The organism is Tunturibacter empetritectus, assembly GCF_040358985.1.
GTDB lineage: Bacteria > Acidobacteriota > Terriglobia > Terriglobales > Acidobacteriaceae > Edaphobacter > Edaphobacter empetritectus.
The window spans coordinates 2,963,511-2,980,129 of sequence record NZ_CP132932.1 but is presented as its reverse complement, the minus strand read 5'-3'; the positions used below and the strand labels follow the sequence as shown (position 1 = coordinate 2,980,129).

The 16,619-nt window shown below is 58.6% G+C and carries 14 protein-coding genes; 6 read left to right on the top strand and 8 right to left on the bottom strand.

The window, feature by feature from the left end; all coding sequences use genetic code 11:
• Positions 1-82 precede the first annotated feature (82 nt).
• Together RBB75_RS12235 and leuS are read right to left on the bottom strand one after the other, a co-directional pair.
• On the bottom strand, positions 83-1,012 hold the full coding sequence (locus RBB75_RS12235) for a hypothetical protein (protein ID WP_353068251.1): 930 nt from the start codon (positions 1,010-1,012) through the stop codon (positions 83-85).
• Complete coding sequence (gene leuS, locus RBB75_RS12230; protein WP_179636924.1) at positions 1,013-3,691, bottom strand: leucine--tRNA ligase; 2,679 nt, start codon at positions 3,689-3,691, stop codon at positions 1,013-1,015. It abuts the gene before it with no gap.
• A gap of 210 nt (positions 3,692-3,901) precedes the next feature.
• On the opposite strand from leuS, the gene RBB75_RS12225 reads away from it, so the two are divergent.
• A complete protein-coding gene (locus tag RBB75_RS12225; protein ID WP_353068250.1) occupies positions 3,902-5,278 on the top strand; it encodes an FAD-binding protein in 1,377 nt (458 codons plus the stop codon).
• 21 nt (positions 5,279-5,299) lie between these two features.
• On the opposite strand, the gene RBB75_RS12220 is transcribed toward RBB75_RS12225, so the two are convergent.
• Both RBB75_RS12220 and RBB75_RS12215 read right to left on the bottom strand, forming a co-directional pair.
• The gene (locus RBB75_RS12220) at positions 5,300-5,848 is read right to left on the bottom strand and encodes a hypothetical protein (protein WP_353068249.1); all 549 of its coding nucleotides are present in this window, start codon (positions 5,846-5,848) and stop codon (positions 5,300-5,302) included.
• 347 nt (positions 5,849-6,195) lie between these two features.
• Positions 6,196-7,080, bottom strand: coding sequence for a deoxyribonuclease IV (locus RBB75_RS12215; RefSeq protein WP_179636918.1), 885 nt, complete (start codon positions 7,078-7,080; stop codon positions 6,196-6,198).
• 186 nt (positions 7,081-7,266) lie between these two features.
• On the opposite strand from RBB75_RS12215, the gene RBB75_RS12210 reads away from it, so the two are divergent.
• Complete coding sequence (locus RBB75_RS12210; protein ID WP_179636916.1) at positions 7,267-7,707, top strand: DUF6526 family protein; 441 nt, start codon at positions 7,267-7,269, stop codon at positions 7,705-7,707.
• A gap of 146 nt (positions 7,708-7,853) precedes the next feature.
• Here RBB75_RS12210 and RBB75_RS12205 read toward each other — a convergent pair whose 3' ends face one another.
• Both RBB75_RS12205 and RBB75_RS12200 read right to left on the bottom strand, forming a co-directional pair.
• Positions 7,854-8,243, bottom strand: coding sequence for a hypothetical protein (locus RBB75_RS12205; protein WP_353068247.1), 390 nt, complete (start codon positions 8,241-8,243; stop codon positions 7,854-7,856).
• 63 nt (positions 8,244-8,306) lie between these two features.
• A complete protein-coding gene (locus RBB75_RS12200) occupies positions 8,307-8,933 on the bottom strand; it encodes an FMN-dependent NADH-azoreductase (RefSeq protein WP_353068246.1) in 627 nt (208 codons plus the stop codon).
• 126 nt (positions 8,934-9,059) lie between these two features.
• Here RBB75_RS12200 and RBB75_RS12195 point away from each other — a divergent pair, with 126 nt between their 5' ends.
• Positions 9,060-9,725, top strand: coding sequence for a TetR/AcrR family transcriptional regulator (locus RBB75_RS12195; protein WP_179636910.1), 666 nt, complete (start codon positions 9,060-9,062; stop codon positions 9,723-9,725).
• Positions 9,726-9,784: 59 nt separating this feature from the next.
• Here RBB75_RS12195 and RBB75_RS12190 read toward each other — a convergent pair whose 3' ends face one another.
• Positions 9,785-11,419 carry a FecR family protein gene (locus tag RBB75_RS12190; protein ID WP_353068245.1) on the bottom strand — a complete coding sequence of 545 codons (1,635 nt, stop codon included), beginning with the start codon at positions 11,417-11,419 and terminating at the stop codon, positions 9,785-9,787.
• Positions 11,420-11,929: 510 nt separating this feature from the next.
• On the opposite strand from RBB75_RS12190, the gene RBB75_RS12185 reads away from it, so the two are divergent.
• Positions 11,930-12,907 carry a hypothetical protein gene (locus tag RBB75_RS12185; RefSeq protein ID WP_353068244.1) on the top strand — a complete coding sequence of 326 codons (978 nt, stop codon included), beginning with the start codon at positions 11,930-11,932 and terminating at the stop codon, positions 12,905-12,907.
• A gap of 136 nt (positions 12,908-13,043) precedes the next feature.
• On the opposite strand, the gene RBB75_RS12180 is transcribed toward RBB75_RS12185, so the two are convergent.
• Complete coding sequence (locus RBB75_RS12180; RefSeq protein ID WP_353068243.1) at positions 13,044-14,216, bottom strand: ankyrin repeat domain-containing protein; 1,173 nt, start codon at positions 14,214-14,216, stop codon at positions 13,044-13,046.
• A 317-nt stretch (positions 14,217-14,533) separates the two neighbouring features.
• On the opposite strand from RBB75_RS12180, the gene RBB75_RS12175 reads away from it, so the two are divergent.
• Both RBB75_RS12175 and RBB75_RS12170 read left to right on the top strand, forming a co-directional pair.
• The gene (locus RBB75_RS12175) at positions 14,534-15,028 is read left to right on the top strand and encodes an Lcl domain-containing protein (RefSeq protein WP_353068242.1); all 495 of its coding nucleotides are present in this window, start codon (positions 14,534-14,536) and stop codon (positions 15,026-15,028) included.
• A 329-nt stretch (positions 15,029-15,357) separates the two neighbouring features.
• Entirely contained in the window at positions 15,358-16,542 is a 1,185-nt protein-coding gene (locus RBB75_RS12170) for a diflavin oxidoreductase (RefSeq protein ID WP_179636903.1), read from the top strand.
• The last annotated feature ends 77 nt before the right edge of the window (positions 16,543-16,619 follow it).

Sequence of the window (16,619 nt, the reverse complement as noted above, 5' to 3'; positions counted from 1 at the left end):
CCGCGAACCGGGGTCCCCACAAACAGGTCTTCGTTTGAGGGGTGGCCTAGCGCAGGGCGCCCGTCCGGCAGGACATAGTCTCTCAATCTTCGTAAGCTCGCCAAAGCTGCAGATAAGCCACCTGCCGCGCCACATGGAAGAAGTCAGATCCAAGAAAATAAAGGACCGTAACCCCCACCCACCACCAAAACAAAAACTCCGGCGTCGTCACACTCTCAAACGGCAGCGGAGTCGCCGAAAACACCATCGCCAGCACAATCAACGCGATCTTCACAATCCCCATCACCAGGTTGATCTCCACCAGCTTCGACTTCAGCGGTCCCAGCCGAAACGCCGCCACCAAACTCCCCACCACCCCCAACCCACGCAGCATCGCCACCAGCGGAGCCACCGACAGCGCCCAACTCACCACCGCCCACAGCGTAAACAGCCCCAGCGTCGCCACAATCACCAGCGAAAAATATCCCACCAGGTTCGGCTCCCCACCCAACGCAATCGGCCCCGTCACCGTCCACTCCGCCACCCGCTCCATGCACCAGAACCACACCGCAAAACTTCCCAGCAGCGCCACCACCCGCACCGCCTGCAAAACAATCAGCGTCCCCACGCGGGCATGCAGCCGCTTATCCGCCCGCCGCAACACCACAGTCCGTCCCACAGCCGACACAATCACCCACACGACTACCAACAACGGCGCCAGCCACAACGCCACACCCATCACCTGCGGCAACAACAACGCCATCGCCTTCGCCAGCGTCTGCGCCGACCCCAGCGGATCCACCACCGTCATACTCTTCAGCGCCGCATAGTCCAGCGGCGTAGCCTGCAAGATCTTCAGCCCCTCATACCGCAGCAGCAGCAGCGCCGGAATCCCATAAGCCCACCGCCACAGCACCTCCAGCGCCGTCAGCGAAGGCCGCCGCCAGCACTCCGACAGCGTATGCACAAACGACTGAGTCCCCCGCACCGGCGTTGCCACATTGCCCTGAGCCCTGTCCCCTAGGCCCTGCACCTACTTCACCACAAGATTCACAAGCTTACCCGGCACCACAATCACCTTCACCACAGTCTTCCCTTCAATCCGCGCTATCACCTTAGGATCAGCCAAAGCCTCAGCCTTCACCGTAGCCTCATCGCTCCCCGCCGCCACCTTAACCACCGTCACCAGCTTCCCATTCACCTGCACAGGAATCTCAATCTCCTCATCCCGAGCAAGCTCCTCATTCACTTCAGGCCACACCGTGCGAAACACCACACCCTCGCCACCAATCTCCTCCCACATCTCCGCCGCAAAGAACGGCGCAAACGGAGCCAGCAACAAGATCAACCCGCGAAACACCTCAGCCACAGCCGCAGGAGAGATCTCTCCCGCATCCATCGCCGCTTCGTTCGCCGTAATCTCGTTCACCAAAATCATGATCGAAGAGATCGAAGTATTGAAGTGCCACCGCCCATCGAAGTCCTGCGTGATCTTCGCAATCGTCTGGTGCAGCCGCCGCAACAACGCCTGCTCCTTCGCAGAACTCTCTCCCCCGCGCGAACCACCAGCCGCCGCCCGAGCCGCACCGGAGTACTTCGTCGTCAGCCTATACACCTTACTCAGAAACCGCGAGATCCCCGCAACTCCTTCCTCCTGCCACTCCAAGTCACGATCCGGCGGAGCCGCAAACAGCGCATACATCCGCGTCGCATCCGCGCCATACCGCGCAATCATGTCGTCGGGCGACACCACGTTGCCCTTCGACTTCGACATCTTCGCGCCGTCTTTGATCACCATCCCCTGCGTAAACAGCCGCTGCGCAGGCTCATCGTTCTTCACCAACCCAAGATCCCGCATCACCTTCGTCCAGAACCGCGAGTAGATCAGATGCAGAATCGCATGCTCCACCCCGCCGATGTACTGATCGATCGGAAACCAATAGTTCGCCTTGTCCGAATCAAACGGAGCCTTCGAGTTCTTCGCATCCGTATACCGATAGAAGTACCAGCTCGAGTCAACGAACGTATCCATCGTGTCCGTCTCCCGCCGAGCCGCCCCGCCACACTTCGGACACTTCGCATTCACAAACTCAGCCACCCGTCCCAGCGGCGACCCGTTCGTCTGCGTAATATCGATCTGCTCCGGTAGAAAAATCGGCAGCTCGCTCTCAGCCACCGGCAGCGGCTCCTCCGGCGAGCACCTGTCGCAGTACACCATCGGAATCGGCGTCCCCCAGTACCTCTGCCGGCTCACCCCCCAGTCCTTCAACCGATACGTAACCGTAGGCGTGCCAAATCCCTTCACCTTCGCAAACGCAGCCATCTTCTCCTGCGCCTCCACACAACCCAGCCCAGTCCACTTCCCCGAGTCGATCAGCACCGCCTCGTCCTCAGCGAGATAAGGAAGCTCCCCCACCACATCCTCAGCGCCGTCATCCTGAGCGGAGCGAAGGATCCCCGTATTTTGTTCTTGTTTCTCCTTCGTCGCGTCAACAGAAGCATCAGCAGGAGCAATCACCCGCCGCACCTCTAACCCATACTTCCGCGCAAACTCAAAGTCCCGCTCATCATGCGCCGGCACGCTCATAATTGCGCCCGTCCCATAGTCCGCCAGAATGTAGTTCGCCACCCAGATCGGCACCCGCTCGCCATTGAACGGATTCACCGCAAACCGCCCCGTATTCACGCCATGCTTCTCAATCGCACCCAGCGCATCGGACTCTCGCGCCTTCTGCTGCTCAGCCAGTAGCTGCTCAATCTGCACCCGCAGCTTGTCATCCTCCAGCGCAAACGCCTTCGACACCGCATGCTCCGGCGCAAGCTGCACCGACGTCGCCCCAAAGATCGTATCCACCCGCGTCGTAAACACCGTGATCTTGCCTTCTACTCCCTCTTCCCTACCCCCTATACCCTGATCGACCGCAAAGTCGATCAAAGCCCCCTCGCTCCGCCCAATCCAGTTCCGCTGCATCGTCCGGACCTTCTCCGGCCAACCCTCCAGCTTATCCAATCCCTCCAGCAACTCATCCGCATACTTCGTAATCCGCAAAAACCACTGCGTCAGATCCCGCAGCTCAACAACCGTATCCTCATGCCGCCAGCAGCGCCCACCGATCACCTGCTCATTCGCCAGCACCGTGCAACACTCCGGACACCAGTTCACCTTGCTCTTCTTCCGATAGGCCAACCCCTTCTCAAACATCTTCAAGAAGAACCACTGATTCCACCGGTAGTACTCCGGCAGACAGGTCGTCACCTCAGTCGTCCAGTCGAACCCCATCCCCAGCCGCTGAAACTGCTTCTTCATCGCCGCAATATTCGCAAACGTCCACTCCCGCGGCGGCACGCCGTTCTTCAGCGCCGCATTCTCCGCCGGCAGTCCGAACGCATCCCACCCCATCGGGTGCAGCACGTTATACCCACGCATCCACATATGCCGAGCCAGCGCATCGCCGATCGCATAGTTCCGCACATGCCCAATATGCAGCGCGCCGCTCGGATACGGCAGCATCTCCAGGCAGTAGTACTTTGGCTTCCCCGAATCATGCGCCTCTGCCGCATACAGCGTCGCATCCGCATCCCACCGGGCCTGCCACTTCGGCTCGATCTCAGCCGGGTTATACCGCTGCGGCTGAGTCAACTCCGCACCGGAAGAACTATCCTCAATATTCAATGTTTTCCCGCCGATTTCGCTCGTTCGTCTCTCAGGCATACTCTTACGATTGTACCGTCCACCCCACCTCTCCAGGCGACCTAACCACACAGACTCCCTCCCACACAACCACTCTCTCTGCGCTCCTGCTCGGCGTGCCGCTTGCGTTGAAGCCGCCAAATCCCTATAAAGGCCTGACCGGCAACCGGAGTAGCGGCACGCTCCTTTCCAAAAACCAGTCACAGGCTTCCACCGAATCGAGTGTGCGACATGAATAAGAGACAGTTCCTCAAAGGCTCCGGCTCCATCCTCACCGCCGCCATGCTCTCACGCTTCGCCTCAGCCTCCGAGCAAGACGCCGCCCACCAGACCGCCCCGCGAACCAACTGGGCCGGCAACCTCACCTTCCACACCGACACCCTCTACCAACCCAAAACCGTCGAAGAAGTCCAGCACATCGTCAAAAGCTGCGACAAGCTGCGCGCCCTCGGCCGCGGCCACTCCTTCAACGCCATCGCCGACAGCACCCACGCCCAGATCTCCCTCAAGCAGCTCGACTCCATCGACATCGACGCCAAAGCCCGCACCGCCACCGTCGGCGCAGGCGTCACCTACGGCAAACTCGCCCCCATCATCGACGCCCAGGGCTTCGCCGTCCCCAACCTCGCCTCGCTCCCTCACGTCTCCGTCATCGGAGCCTGCGCCACCGCCACCCACGGCTCCGGCAGCAACAACGGCAACCTCGCCACCATCGTCTCCGGCCTCGAGCTCGTCACCGCCGACGGCACCCTCCACACCCTCTCACGCACCAAAGACCCCAATGACAACAACGACCCCTTCCTCGGACAGATCGTCAACCTCGGCGGCCTCGGAGTCGTCACCAAAACCACCCTCGACCTCCAACCCACCTTCCAGGTCGCACAAGTCGTCTACGAAAACCTCTCCTTCTCCCAACTCGAACACCACCTCGAAGAGATCTACCTCAGCGGCTACAGTGTCAGCCTCTTCACCGACTGGCAAAACCATCGCGCCACCCAGGTCTGGGTCAAACGCCGCGTCGAACCCGGCGCTACCTCCGTGAAATTCGAGCCCGAGTTCTTCGGCGCAAAGCAAGCCACGAAAAAACTCCATCCCGTCGCCGGCCACTCCGCCGAAGCATGCACCGAGCAGTTCGGCGTCCCCGGCCCCTGGTACGAGCGCCTCCCCCACTTCAAACTCAACTTCACCCCCAGCAGCGGCGCCGAGATTCAAACCGAGTACTTCGTCCCCCGCGAGCACGCCTACGAAGCCATCCTCGCCGTCGAACAGCTCCGCGACCGCATCACCCCGCACCTCTACATCACCGAGCTCCGCACCATCGCCGCCGACAACCTCTGGCTCAGCATGGCCTACCAGCGACCCTCCCTCGCCATCCACTTCACGTGGAAGCCTGAGAACGACGCCGTCCAGGCCCTCCTCCCCCTCATCGAAGAAAAGCTAGCTCCCTTCAACGCCCGCCCCCACTGGGCCAAGGTCAACACCATCCCCCCCGCAACCCTCCAGCGTCTCTACCCCAAGACGCCCGACTACAAAACCCTCCTTACCCAATACGACCCACAAGGAAAGTTCCGCAACCAGTTCCTCAACACGAATATTTTTAGCTCCTGAAACAATGTCCCCATCGTCCTACTACGGTGCAACCGTCGTCTCCACGTGACGTTGTTCCACGATCTTGTAGCCAGCAGGAGCCGCAAACACTGCAGGATCGGGCTCACTGAGACTCAAGTCTTCAAATTCAACAGTGGTTCGGCCACGCCTCGGATCGTCGTCGATGCGAAGCAGAGTCAGACTCAGCGCCTTCGAACTCCATTGCTCATCGATCACTTCCATCGGCAGCTCATTTCCTTCTTCCCCCGCAGGAATCGTCCGAACCCTTCTCACCCCTTCGACCTGAACTCCGGCAACTGTCTTGCTTCCCAGGCTCTCTATCCGCACTTCATCGTTCTTTTGGGTTCTAGCTGCCACCTGCGCCCGCTTCATCTGTTCCGCAGCCTCTTCCGCCGTCGGCGGCTTATGATTCGGCTCATGCATGAGATGGACATGCACAACCTTCGACACCATATCGTCTATCTGCCAGTTCAATATGGTCTTCGTCGTTGGATCGAAGACCGTCACCGCCAGCACTGCCTTTAGCCGGCCATCCTCAGCGTGCGTACACCCGATAGGAGCCTCATTCAAGGTTTTCCCTTTGGAGTCTCGCGCCTGATGAACGATTTGGGAGCTACGAATCGCGTTTCCATCTGGAAGCTTTTGTTCGAAGCTCGTCCTCAAGGCAGCGCTGTAGGGGGCGCCCGTAACATTTTGCTGACCTAAGCCTGCATAACTCATAACCCCGAGCGCACATGGAATCGGACTCTGTGCCCTGGCTATCGTCCCTGAGACCAGTAACGCTGAAACCGCAGCGATCGTCATACAACAAGTGTTAACGCGCATCGTATCCCTCGATCAAATTCCAGGATGCTGAAGCGCACCTAGCCTAGCAAGCCCCCTTCTGCGAAGCAACTAGATTCCCTACCAAATAAGCCTCATCCCGCCGCCAGTGTCCGCAGCACCCCAACATTTCGCGCCTCATCCCCCGGAGCGTCCACCGGCGTCTCCGCAATAAACGCCGCATGCTCAAACCGCTCATCATGCAGCAGCCGCCGAAACACCTCCGCCCCAATCGTCCCCTCCCCGATATGCTCATGCCGGTCCAGCTTCGAGCCCATCGCCGCCTTCGCATCATTGCAGTGCCACACCTTCACCGCATCGAACCCCACCGTATCCTTCACCAGCAGCATCGTCTCCACATACCCATCGGGCGACACCAGGTCATACCCCGCCACGTGCACATGGCACGTATCCAGACACACTCCCACCGGCGCACAAGCCTTCAGCCGCTCCACCAGCTCCGCCACCTGCTCCAGCTTTCCGCCAAGAGAAAACTCCGCCCCAGCCGTGTTCTCAATCAAAATCCTGAAGTCCTTCCCCTCCCACGCCACCCCATCAATCGCCTTCTCAATCGACTCCGCCGCCAGCCGCAATCCCTCCTCGCGCGTAAGCCCCTTCCAGCTCCCCGGATGCAGCACCAGATACTCCGCCCCCAGTGCCAGCGCCCGCTCCACCTCTCCGCGAAACGCCGCCACGCCATTTACCCGAACGCTCTCCGTCTGGCTGCAAAGATTGATCAGATAGCTCGCATGAATTGCCACCGGCCCCACATCATGCTTCGCCCGCAGCTCTCTCATCTTCGCCGCGTCCTCAGGCTTTACCGCCGCCGCCCGCCACTGTCGCGGGCTCGAAGAGAAGATCTGAAAGGTATTCGCCCCCGCTGCCACGGCCCGCTCGACGGCAGTCCACGTCCCACCCGCCGTCCCCACATGCACACCAATCCGCTTCTTCCCCGTCATTGCGATCGTTGAACTCTTCATTCCTCAAGGCTACCGCAAACGAACTCCATCCCGCGTCATAAGGTATACAAGTCACGAAGTGACCGCGTCGCGCGTAGCGAGCCCGTCCGGCAGGACATCACCCATCCATCCCACGCAACCACTCTCGCCTCACACCGAGGAGTGCTATGCTGGCCCCGCCATCATTTCGCGCAAAGAGGACTCACCATGGCCGCCCCGCAGAACTTCAAGAACCACGCCCGGTTCTACCCACTCTTTCACTTCATCATCCTTCCCCTGCTCCTGCTCAACCTCGTCTTCTCCATCTACATCACCATTCACCGATGGCCCGCTTACCAGCACACCAATCTCTGGTGGATCGTCATGTCCATCGTCTTCTTCCTGATAGCCGGCGCAGCCCGTGGCTCCTCCCTCAAAGCCCAGGACCGCATCATCCGCCTCGAAGAGCGTCTCCGCCTCCAGGCACTCCTCCCCCCCGCAGACCGCGCTCACATCGACGAGCTCACCGTCCCCCAGCTCATCGCCCTCCGCTTCGCCTCCGACGCCGAGCTCCCCGACCTCGCCCACCGCGCCCTCACCAAAAACATGGATCCCAAGGCCATCAAGCAAGCCATCGTTAACTGGCGACCCGACCACCACCGCATCTAGATCCTGAACTGCTTTCGCAGATCTGCCAGATTCGCGCGCCTCGCCTCCTATGCTCGCAATCGTCGCCTGACGAACGAAGCTCCGGACAGTATCACCGTCCGGAGCACAGAAGAGCGCTTCCGATCTCATCTCTCTTCATTCGCTCTTCAAACCGCGTCCGCAACCCGCACCTGCAGCAACCCCGCAAACGCCGACCGCACCCCATAAGCCACCAACCCCCAAAGCACGGTGACAAACAAAGCCATCGGCAACCCTGCCGGAGCCATCAGCGCATGGAAGCAAATGATATTCACAATCACCGGCGCCAGCAGCGTCAGAGCCAGCGGCACAAACCGATTCGCCAGCAGCAGCACCGCAGGAATCAGCTGAAGGAGAAAGATGATTACCAGATAGTGCGACTCAAACAGCGCAAACATAAAATCCCCAGCGACTCCCGAAGGAGGAGGCATCGGGATGAAGTGCAGAAAGCCGTTCAATCCAAAGACAAGAAAGATAAAGCCCAGCAGATACCTGGCAACCAGCGATGCGATCTTCATACCAATACCTCCTCTTTCAAAATCAGCTAAGCACACCTAGCTATTAAGCAGTCGCCGCAACGATTAAGCCGCCACAAACTGCGAACGAATCGCCTCAACATGCGGCTTCAGGAACGTCGCCCGATCCTGCCCATGCATCAGCGCAGCAGCGCCACCGGCCGACACGAACTTCGTATCCGTCACGCCCAGGAAGCCAAACACCGAACGCAGATAAGGCTCAACATGGTTGAACGAAGCCATCACCGTCCCCGCGTCATAAGCCCCACCCGAGGCAACCAGGAACGTAGCCTTCTTCCCCTGCAGCAGACCCTTAGGCGTTCCGTCCGCATACGAAAACGTCTCGCCCACACGAGCAATCTGGTCGATCCACAGCTTCAGCACCGAAGGAATCGCGAAGTTGTGCATCGGCACCCCAAAGACATACTCATCCGCCGCCCGCAGTTCACCAAGCAGCGTGTCCGACACCTCAAGCACCTGCTTCTGCTCCGCCGTCCGACTATCCTTTGGCGTATACACAGCCCCAACCCAGGCAGCATCGATCGTCTTCAAATCGCTTGAAGTCAGGTCGCGGGTAATCACTCGTCCGTTCGGGTTCGCCTGCTTCCAGTTCTGAACGAACTCCTCGGACAGGTTGCGGGAGACCGAAGTCTCATGAAAGGGGCTGGAATTCACAACAAGTAAAGTGGGCATGGCGAAATCTCCTATACGACATCTGACGTTTAAACAACTTGTGTCGATTCATAAAAACACGACAAATGTCGTTTAAGCAACTAACGCCGTCAAATTCGAGTAAAATAAAGATGTCGGTCAGAGAAAATGTCCAGCGTCCCCGTAAAACTCGACAAGATCTCACAGCAGGTTCCAGACCCCGTCCCTGAGTTCCTGCCCGAGCGGACCCTCGAACGAACCACGGACCCGCGCATCCTTCGCACCCGCAAACTCCTCCAGCAGGCCCTCGTCAACCTCATGAAAGAAAAGCAGTTTGACAGCCTCTCCGTGCAGGACATCGCCGAAGCCGCCACCATCAACCGTGCCACCTTCTACGACCACTACCCCGACAAGTTCGCCCTGCTCGAATGCACCGTCGGCACCCGCTTCAACGAACTACTCTCCGAACGCGGAGTCACCTTCAACGGCACCTGCACCTCCGCCCTGCGCGCCATCGTCCTCGGAGTCTGCGACTTCATCGCCTTTTCAGAGCACCCTTGTTCGACCAAAGCTGGCCAGATGGAGCCCCACATGGAGTCCGCCATCATCGCCGTCGTACGCCGCATGCTCCTCGAAGGCCTCGAAAAGCACGCCTCCGCCGCACCCACCTCCCCCCAGATGATCGCCACCACCACCGCATGGGCCATCTACGGCGCCGCCAAAGAGTGGGCCCAAACCCCCAACCGCCCCCCCTCCAGCGAGATCGCAGACACCATCGTCACCCTCGTCCACCCCGTCATGACCCCGGTCGAACCGCCCACCGTCTCAGCCTGACCCATCTGATCGCAGGGGCGCACATTCCCGCACGCAATAACTTCGCGGCCAGTAACCTTCTACTTCGGACCAGATCCACCGCGGCCGCCGCTTCCGGAGGACCCGCCGCTCCCCGAAGGAGCACCCAAGCTATGAGAAGCGACCGATGACGCCGAAGATCCCCCATACGATTCCCCTCGCGATGCTGGTGCATTCGATGTATTCGCACTCTGCATCGGCGCTCCCGCCCGCAATGTAACCGGCCCGCTGTTCCCACCATGACTCGATGCCATGCCCCCCGCAGATGGCACGGCAGCATAGACCTGCATACTTGCCGATCCGTGCTGCTCCACATGGCTCGAAATCTTGTTCAGGCTTCCCAGCGATCCCCTCGGCACGCCCAACCCCGCCGAGTTCTTCTGGAACACAAAGTTCCCCGGCTTATCTTCCTTGGAGAAGACCATTGGCGTATTGTTCGCAAGCACCAGCGAACCCGCACCCGCGGTCGGCGCCTGCGGCGAGGCCGCACGCAAGGGCGAATGCACCGCTGTCCCAACCAGCCCCCCTGCCACGCCACCGCCACTCGCAACGCCGCCACTCGCAGCATTGTTCAATCCATTAAACGCGCCACCCGGCTGCCATCCCCACCCATATCCCGGGAAGAACGACCAGTTGCCCGAGTGATACGGCAGCCATCCCCACGGATACGGAGACACCCACGAGTAGCCCGCGCCCGGGTATAGCGCCCACACGCCATTCAAGTAAGGATTCCATCCTGCGCCAATTAGATACGGCTGCCAGAAAGATCCAAACGCTCCGCCATTGATAAAGTTCCCGTAGTAGTTCAGGTCACTCAAGCCATAGGTAGAGCCCCCGGCCACCAACGCATTCGCCTGCGAGTAGCGCGCATGATAGTCGTTCGCCTCCTTATCCCACGCATCAGATGGCGCTTCCTCGATCTTCTTCACAACAGCCACCTGCTCTCCACCCAGCGTCAGTGACTCCTTCTTCGTCACCAGCGTCGTCTCTGCGCCGTGCTTCGCCTCCACGCTTCCGTTGAAGACCGAGACAACTGTCTTCCCGTCAGCCACCGTCATTCGCGCATGCGTCGACGGCGAAACCGTCATCGTCTGATCTCCCGCCCGCAGCACGAACTCATTCCCCTTCGTGCTTTGCAGGTTCACATACACCATCCCCCGCACCACCTGTATCGTCGAGGCCTTGGCTCCCGAGCTGCGCAGCGCCAGCAGCGGAAACTCCACCAGCGAGTTCGGCGCCACACGCAGCGTACTGTTGTCCTCAAACTCCACCTCAGCATATCCATCGGCGGTCCGAAGTCTCTGGCCTTGAACAATCGGCATATTCGGCATCGTCTCTTCAAAGCCGTTGCCCGTCTTACGATCGAGTGAGAGTGTTCCCTTCACATCACTCAGCCGCACAATCCTTACGTGCGAATCGCCCGGCCGCGCCCCATTGTCTACGGGCACGCTCGCCGCTGCCACATCAGACGTAGGTGTACCAGCTACCGGGACACGAGCCTTTGGCACATCAGCCGTCGTCATGTGTGCGGTCGTCACATGAGCAGCCGATGCAGAATCCACATCCAGAGGGTTACTTTGCTCCCCGGCCGCTCCACTCTGTGCTCCAGCCGCCACAACTCCCGCCACCGAAAACGCCATCGCGAGAAACACTCGGTACACGAATCCGATCTTCATCAGCGGCCTCCAAACAATAAAAACAGTTGCAACTTCAGGTGCGGGCAGTATACGTCCGCGACTACTGCAATAGCTTCACCAAAACTCAAATAGTCTAGGCCTTTTTCACCTCGACGCCTGAAATCAAATCCGCGCAACAATACGCGTCCACGCCAACCAACCCGTCGCATGGCTAAATCATCAGGAATATGGCGTTTGCGGACGAACTAAACCTATGTCGAAAACTGTCCTAACGAACAGTGACCGCGGTCGCAACGTACCTCCATGAATATTTGTTCCGTATCAGCGGACTTCCTATACGCCTATTTATGAGGACTGATGGCCTCGAATAACTAAAGTTCGCATCCTACTTGCATTATCGTTCGTTTCGACAATCGATAAAGTTGTCAATCCCGTCCCATATTGAGGAACGAACATGCGAAATCGTAAAGAAAAGTTCTCAACCTTCCGCCTGTCCCCGAAACTACCAACCCTGCTAGCCGCATGTTTCGCGACCCTGGGATTGTCTGGATGCTTAGTGGCCGGATACTCGAGTGGTGGCGGCTGGTTCGTTTGGCCGGGCAGTCTAGGGTTGATCGTGATCCTTCTGCTGATAGTCTTTTTGCTAAGGCGCCGGTAGTAACTTGGAGCTCACTTCAATCGGCCAAAGATCAAAATCGGAAACTCCAACGCTCGACATTGCCGCCTATGAAACAAATCAGTTGGCTCTTTGCCATGCTCCCGCTGATGACGATCAGCATGTCGGCACAAGATCTAAATATAAATCCCACAAGACCAACGATCGCCAACAGTGCAGCCATCCAAAGCCAAGGTGTCGCGCAGGTTGAGGTAGGCTACGATGCCTATCCCCAGAACCCACCAGGCAATCAGCAGACGTTAGATACGTTGTTCACTTATTCTCTACTGCCTAGACTCAGGCTGGATTTCGACTGGTCTCCGTTTAATCATCAACAACAGGACGGAAGCATCACCAATGGAGTCGGAACGATTCAGTTCGGCGGGAAGGTCGAGGCGAAAAAGGAACAATACCATAGGATTGCGCCGGGACTCGCATTGCAGTATGAGGCAGAGCTTCCCACTGCCTCGGCAAGCCCGCTTCAAGGCTACGGTCAACAAGCGATTCTGCTCCTCAATCACCACTATGGAAAGAACGGGGATGTGGACGTCATCGTAAACGGCTCGATAGTCCAGTCTGATTGCCAAACGACTACAGGGTGTCGTTATGGCGGACAACAGTCATTCGCTCTCAGTTATCACATTCAGAAGGACACGCGTCTCTATGCCGAGGCCTTTGGTCAGAACACGTCGCAATCCAACACCCCGCCAGGCACCTATATTTTTGGCGGCTTCTATCACCAGTTTGGCGATGCCTTTGGCATTAATGGGGGCTTGCGCTTCGGCGTCAGTGATCACTCGTCAACCATCGGTACGACAGTCGGGCTGGTCTTCGGAAAGCGCCTTAAAAAAGACACGTTATCCAGCCAATAGAACTCTGTGCTCCAGCCGCCACAACTCCCGCACCGAACACACCATCCCGGGAGACACCCTGTACACGAATCCGATCTTCATCACCGAACTCTCAAGAAACCGTCACACCTGGGAAGGCTCCATACAAAAAGAGCCGTCATTCTGACCCTGAGCTTGCCGAAAGGGAAGAATCCCCGTATTTCGTCGTTGCTTTGCTTGCACCTTCTGCCGTTGCCGAGCCACCATCCTGCAGCGAACGAAGATACCGCTCAACCTCCGTCTTGCCGCCGTACCTGGCCCAATCCGCCGGTGTCCCTCGCCACAGCACATCCTTCCTATCCAGCCTCGCACCTCGTTCGACGAGAAGCTTCACCAGCCGTTCATTCCCCGCGCCAGCAGCCTGGTGCAACGGCGTCGTATGAGAGTGCCCTCCAACCGGGTTGTAACGGTTCGGATCCTCCCCCGCATCCAGCAGCAGCTTAACGATCTCGACCTGACCGTACTGCGACGCCAGGGCCAGTGCAAGATGACGATCCTCCCCATCGGACGCTGCAAGCAGACGGCGAAAGTCATCGACCCTGCCCAGCGCGGCCGCGACCGGCAGATCGATCTGTGCGCCGCGCGCTATCAATGCATTCACCGCGTCAGCCTCTCCATGCAAGGCAGACGCCCGCAGAGCACTCTCAGGATTCGCACCGCGATCGCAAAGCAGATCGATCAAATCAAGCTTGACGCGACACTCCCGAGCGACACTGCCGGTGCAGACGAGCATGAGAGTCTCCTCAATAGCGGAACGCTCCGCACCGGCATCGAGAATCACCTTGGCTACCTCGACAATGCTGGCAGGCAGACTGCCATGGCGAACCGGATTCTCCGCCACAAACTCCAGCAGCGTGGGATTCCGAAAGTAGTTTCCCCCCTCAAAGACAACATGCTGATGGACCAGCCTGGGATGCTGCTTCAGATGGGAACGCAAACCCGCCACATCGCCGGCGTCAATCAGCTTCACCGCAAGACGAAACGCCGCATCCTCAATTCGTTCGTGATGCGGCAAGCTGATTTGGCCAGTGAGCGTTGGTCTCTCAATATGCGACTTCAACCGAACCCAACTCTGGAAACCATGCTCACGAGCGATCGTCACCTGCGCATCGCTCAACTTGAACGGGGCGCGAAAAATCTCAGCATCTTTCGCACGCAGAAACCGTGGATGAAACTCTCGAATCTGCTGCGCGACGAGCGGAGCATGCTCAGCGTGGCCACGAAGCAGATCCTTGGCTTGATGCTTGAGGTGGTCGAGGTCGGGCTTGGCTGGGAGCTGTCGAACCGGCATGGCGAACTTCCTCTCGTATGCCCAGGTCCGCACATTGCGGGCAGAAAGTAAGTTCGTGGCGCTATTTGTAAAGCAAGGTGGACTTCTGTCCTCTCCGCGGACCGGATGCGCCCTCTGCGCTACCGGCAAGCGTACCACAAGGCCCGGAACACCCTCTACCTCGACCGACCCCCAAAAACTGTCAAGCCCCTAAACCGCCTAAGTCGTTGATGAACAACAACCTCCGCCTTGCACATTAGTTATCCTCCCGCTTCTATAATGGAAACAGAGATATCACCAAGTCATCGCATAAACAAAACCGAGGATGGCTGGCAGGCATGAAAACCTTACTTACGTTTCTTATACTCAATTCCTCAATCGTCATGACGGGACAACAGACGCAGGAAGCTCAGGCGCATCGATATTGGGTCGATCCATCCACAGAACTAATGTGGGCCGGAAAAGACGTGAGCTACCACAAGGCAATGAAGTACTGCAACGACCTACGGCTGGCTGAGTACTCAGACTGGAGACTGGCGACGATGTTTGAGTTGCAGCCAATCTTCGATAGAAGCGCAGAAGCTCCAGGGAGGGCGGGCGACGGCAAGGGCGGCAATCCTCGGAACGTTACTTGGCATGTAAAGGGAAATCTATTTTTGACAGGAAATGAATGGAGCAGCGGTCGCATACTCGACGACCGGGGAAAGCCGTCCGGGTACGGTTACTACTTTGATTTCAATGAAGGAAAGTCGAACGACGACCAACTCGATTACTCGTCAGGAAAGCGTGCGTTGTGTGTGCGGATTTCAGCAAAGAAAGCTGCAAACCACTAATTGTCTTACTGAGGGTTCGCCTAACTGGGATTAGCTAAGTAACTTCACTAGCTTGCAAGTTTCACAAAACAGATATTTTGCGAATAAGCCTCCTGCAATCAATAGCTTGCAGACACCAATCCACCGCAAACCACTCAAAATAAAAGACATCCCTGCAAAAAACCCCCAGGGGGGGGGAGGGGTCAAAACGAGATTCGAAAGGTGACACCTGAAACAACAAACAGCACACCACCGAATCACCACAACGCACCACCGAAACACCACGAAAGCACCGCAAAAGAACACGCCTTTACAAGCATTTTTGCCCCGATGCGTTTTACCATAGAAAAATGACCGAAGTGGAAGCCCAAGAAGCCCAAAAAGACCAGCCGACAAGCGGACACGCATCCAAATACACCCGCAACAACCCCTTCCTCTCCACCGTGACCTACAACCGCCTCCTCACCGGCGAAGGCTCGGAGAAGGAGACCCGTCACGTCGAGCTCACCATCGAAGAGGGCATGACCTACACCCCCGGCGACGCTGTTGGAATCATCCCCGAAAACCGCGCTATCGCCGTAGCCGAGGTCCTCGAAGCCCTCCACTTCACCGGCCGCGAACGCGTCCTCGACCACTACAAGGTCGAAATCAGCCTCGAAGAGGCCCTCCGCACCCGCCTCGGCATCGGCAAACTCTCCCGCGGCTCCGTAGGCCAGTACGCCAAACTCGCCCCCACCAACGAACGTCTCAAATGCCTCGTCGGCCCCGAAAACAAGGCCCGCGCCGAGGAGTACTGCTGGGGACGCGAGTTCGTCGACCTCGCCACCGACTTTCCCAAGGTGGTCACCGACCCCCAGCAGCTCTTCAACATCCTCCAGCGCCTCACCCCCCGCATGTACTCCATCGCCTCCAGCCAGGCCATGCACAAGGACAACGTACAGACCACCGTCCGCGTAGTCCGCTACGAGGCCCACGACCGCGACCGCCAGGGGGTGGCCTCCGGACACCTCGGCGACCGCGCTGGCGAAGGCACGACGATGCCCATCTTCCTCCACTCCAACAACAGCTTCCGCCTCCCCGAAGACACCACCAAACCGGTCATCATGATCGGCCCCGGCACCGGTATCGCTCCCTTCCGCGCCTTCCTCGAAGAGCGACAGGCCACCGGCCAGAGAGGCGACAACTGGCTCTTCTTCGGCGAACAACGCGAGGCCATGGACTTTCTCTACAAAGATCAGTTCCAAGCCATGCACAAGGACGGCGTCCTCACCCGCCTCGACACCGCCTTCTCCCGCGACCAGGCCCGCAAGGTCTACGTCCAGGACCGCATGCAGGAGCGAGCCAAGGAACTCTACGAGTGGCTGGAACGGGGAGCCTACTTCTACGTCTGCGGAGACGCCACCCGCATGGCCAAGGACGTAGAAACGGCCCTCCTAGACGTCATTGCCCGCGGCTCCAACGGCACCCTCGACCACGCCGCCGAGTACCTGGCCGCCATGAAAAAACAAAAGCGCTATCAGCGCGACGTTTACTAAAACCGCCCGACCTTAGAGGGGGGATGTGACAAGCTTGCACCAAGCCGTCCTCCCCCTATCGCAAAAATAAGAGTTCA

What these genes read in the sequence shown, in the direction of transcription:
- leuS (WP_179636924.1), bottom strand. Translation starts at nt 3,691, where the DNA reads ATGCCTGAGAGACGAACGAGCGAAATCGGCGGGAAAACATTGAATATT.
- RBB75_RS12225 (WP_353068250.1), top strand. Translation starts at nt 3,902, where the DNA reads ATGAATAAGAGACAGTTCCTCAAAGGCTCCGGCTCCATCCTCACCGCC.
- RBB75_RS12215 (WP_179636918.1), bottom strand. Translation starts at nt 7,080, where the DNA reads ATGAAGAGTTCAACGATCGCAATGACGGGGAAGAAGCGGATTGGTGTG.
- RBB75_RS12210 (WP_179636916.1), top strand. Translation starts at nt 7,267, where the DNA reads ATGGCCGCCCCGCAGAACTTCAAGAACCACGCCCGGTTCTACCCACTC.
- RBB75_RS12205 (WP_353068247.1), bottom strand. Translation starts at nt 8,243, where the DNA reads ATGAAGATCGCATCGCTGGTTGCCAGGTATCTGCTGGGCTTTATCTTT.
- RBB75_RS12200 (WP_353068246.1), bottom strand. Translation starts at nt 8,933, where the DNA reads ATGCCCACTTTACTTGTTGTGAATTCCAGCCCCTTTCATGAGACTTCG.
- RBB75_RS12195 (WP_179636910.1), top strand. Translation starts at nt 9,060, where the DNA reads ATGTCCAGCGTCCCCGTAAAACTCGACAAGATCTCACAGCAGGTTCCA.
- RBB75_RS12190 (WP_353068245.1), bottom strand. Translation starts at nt 11,419, where the DNA reads ATGAAGATCGGATTCGTGTACCGAGTGTTTCTCGCGATGGCGTTTTCG.
- RBB75_RS12185 (WP_353068244.1), top strand. Translation starts at nt 11,930, where the DNA reads ATGCTTAGTGGCCGGATACTCGAGTGGTGGCGGCTGGTTCGTTTGGCC.
- RBB75_RS12180 (WP_353068243.1), bottom strand. Translation starts at nt 14,216, where the DNA reads ATGCCGGTTCGACAGCTCCCAGCCAAGCCCGACCTCGACCACCTCAAG.
- RBB75_RS12175 (WP_353068242.1), top strand. Translation starts at nt 14,534, where the DNA reads ATGAAAACCTTACTTACGTTTCTTATACTCAATTCCTCAATCGTCATG.
- RBB75_RS12170 (WP_179636903.1), top strand. Translation starts at nt 15,358, where the DNA reads ATGACCGAAGTGGAAGCCCAAGAAGCCCAAAAAGACCAGCCGACAAGC.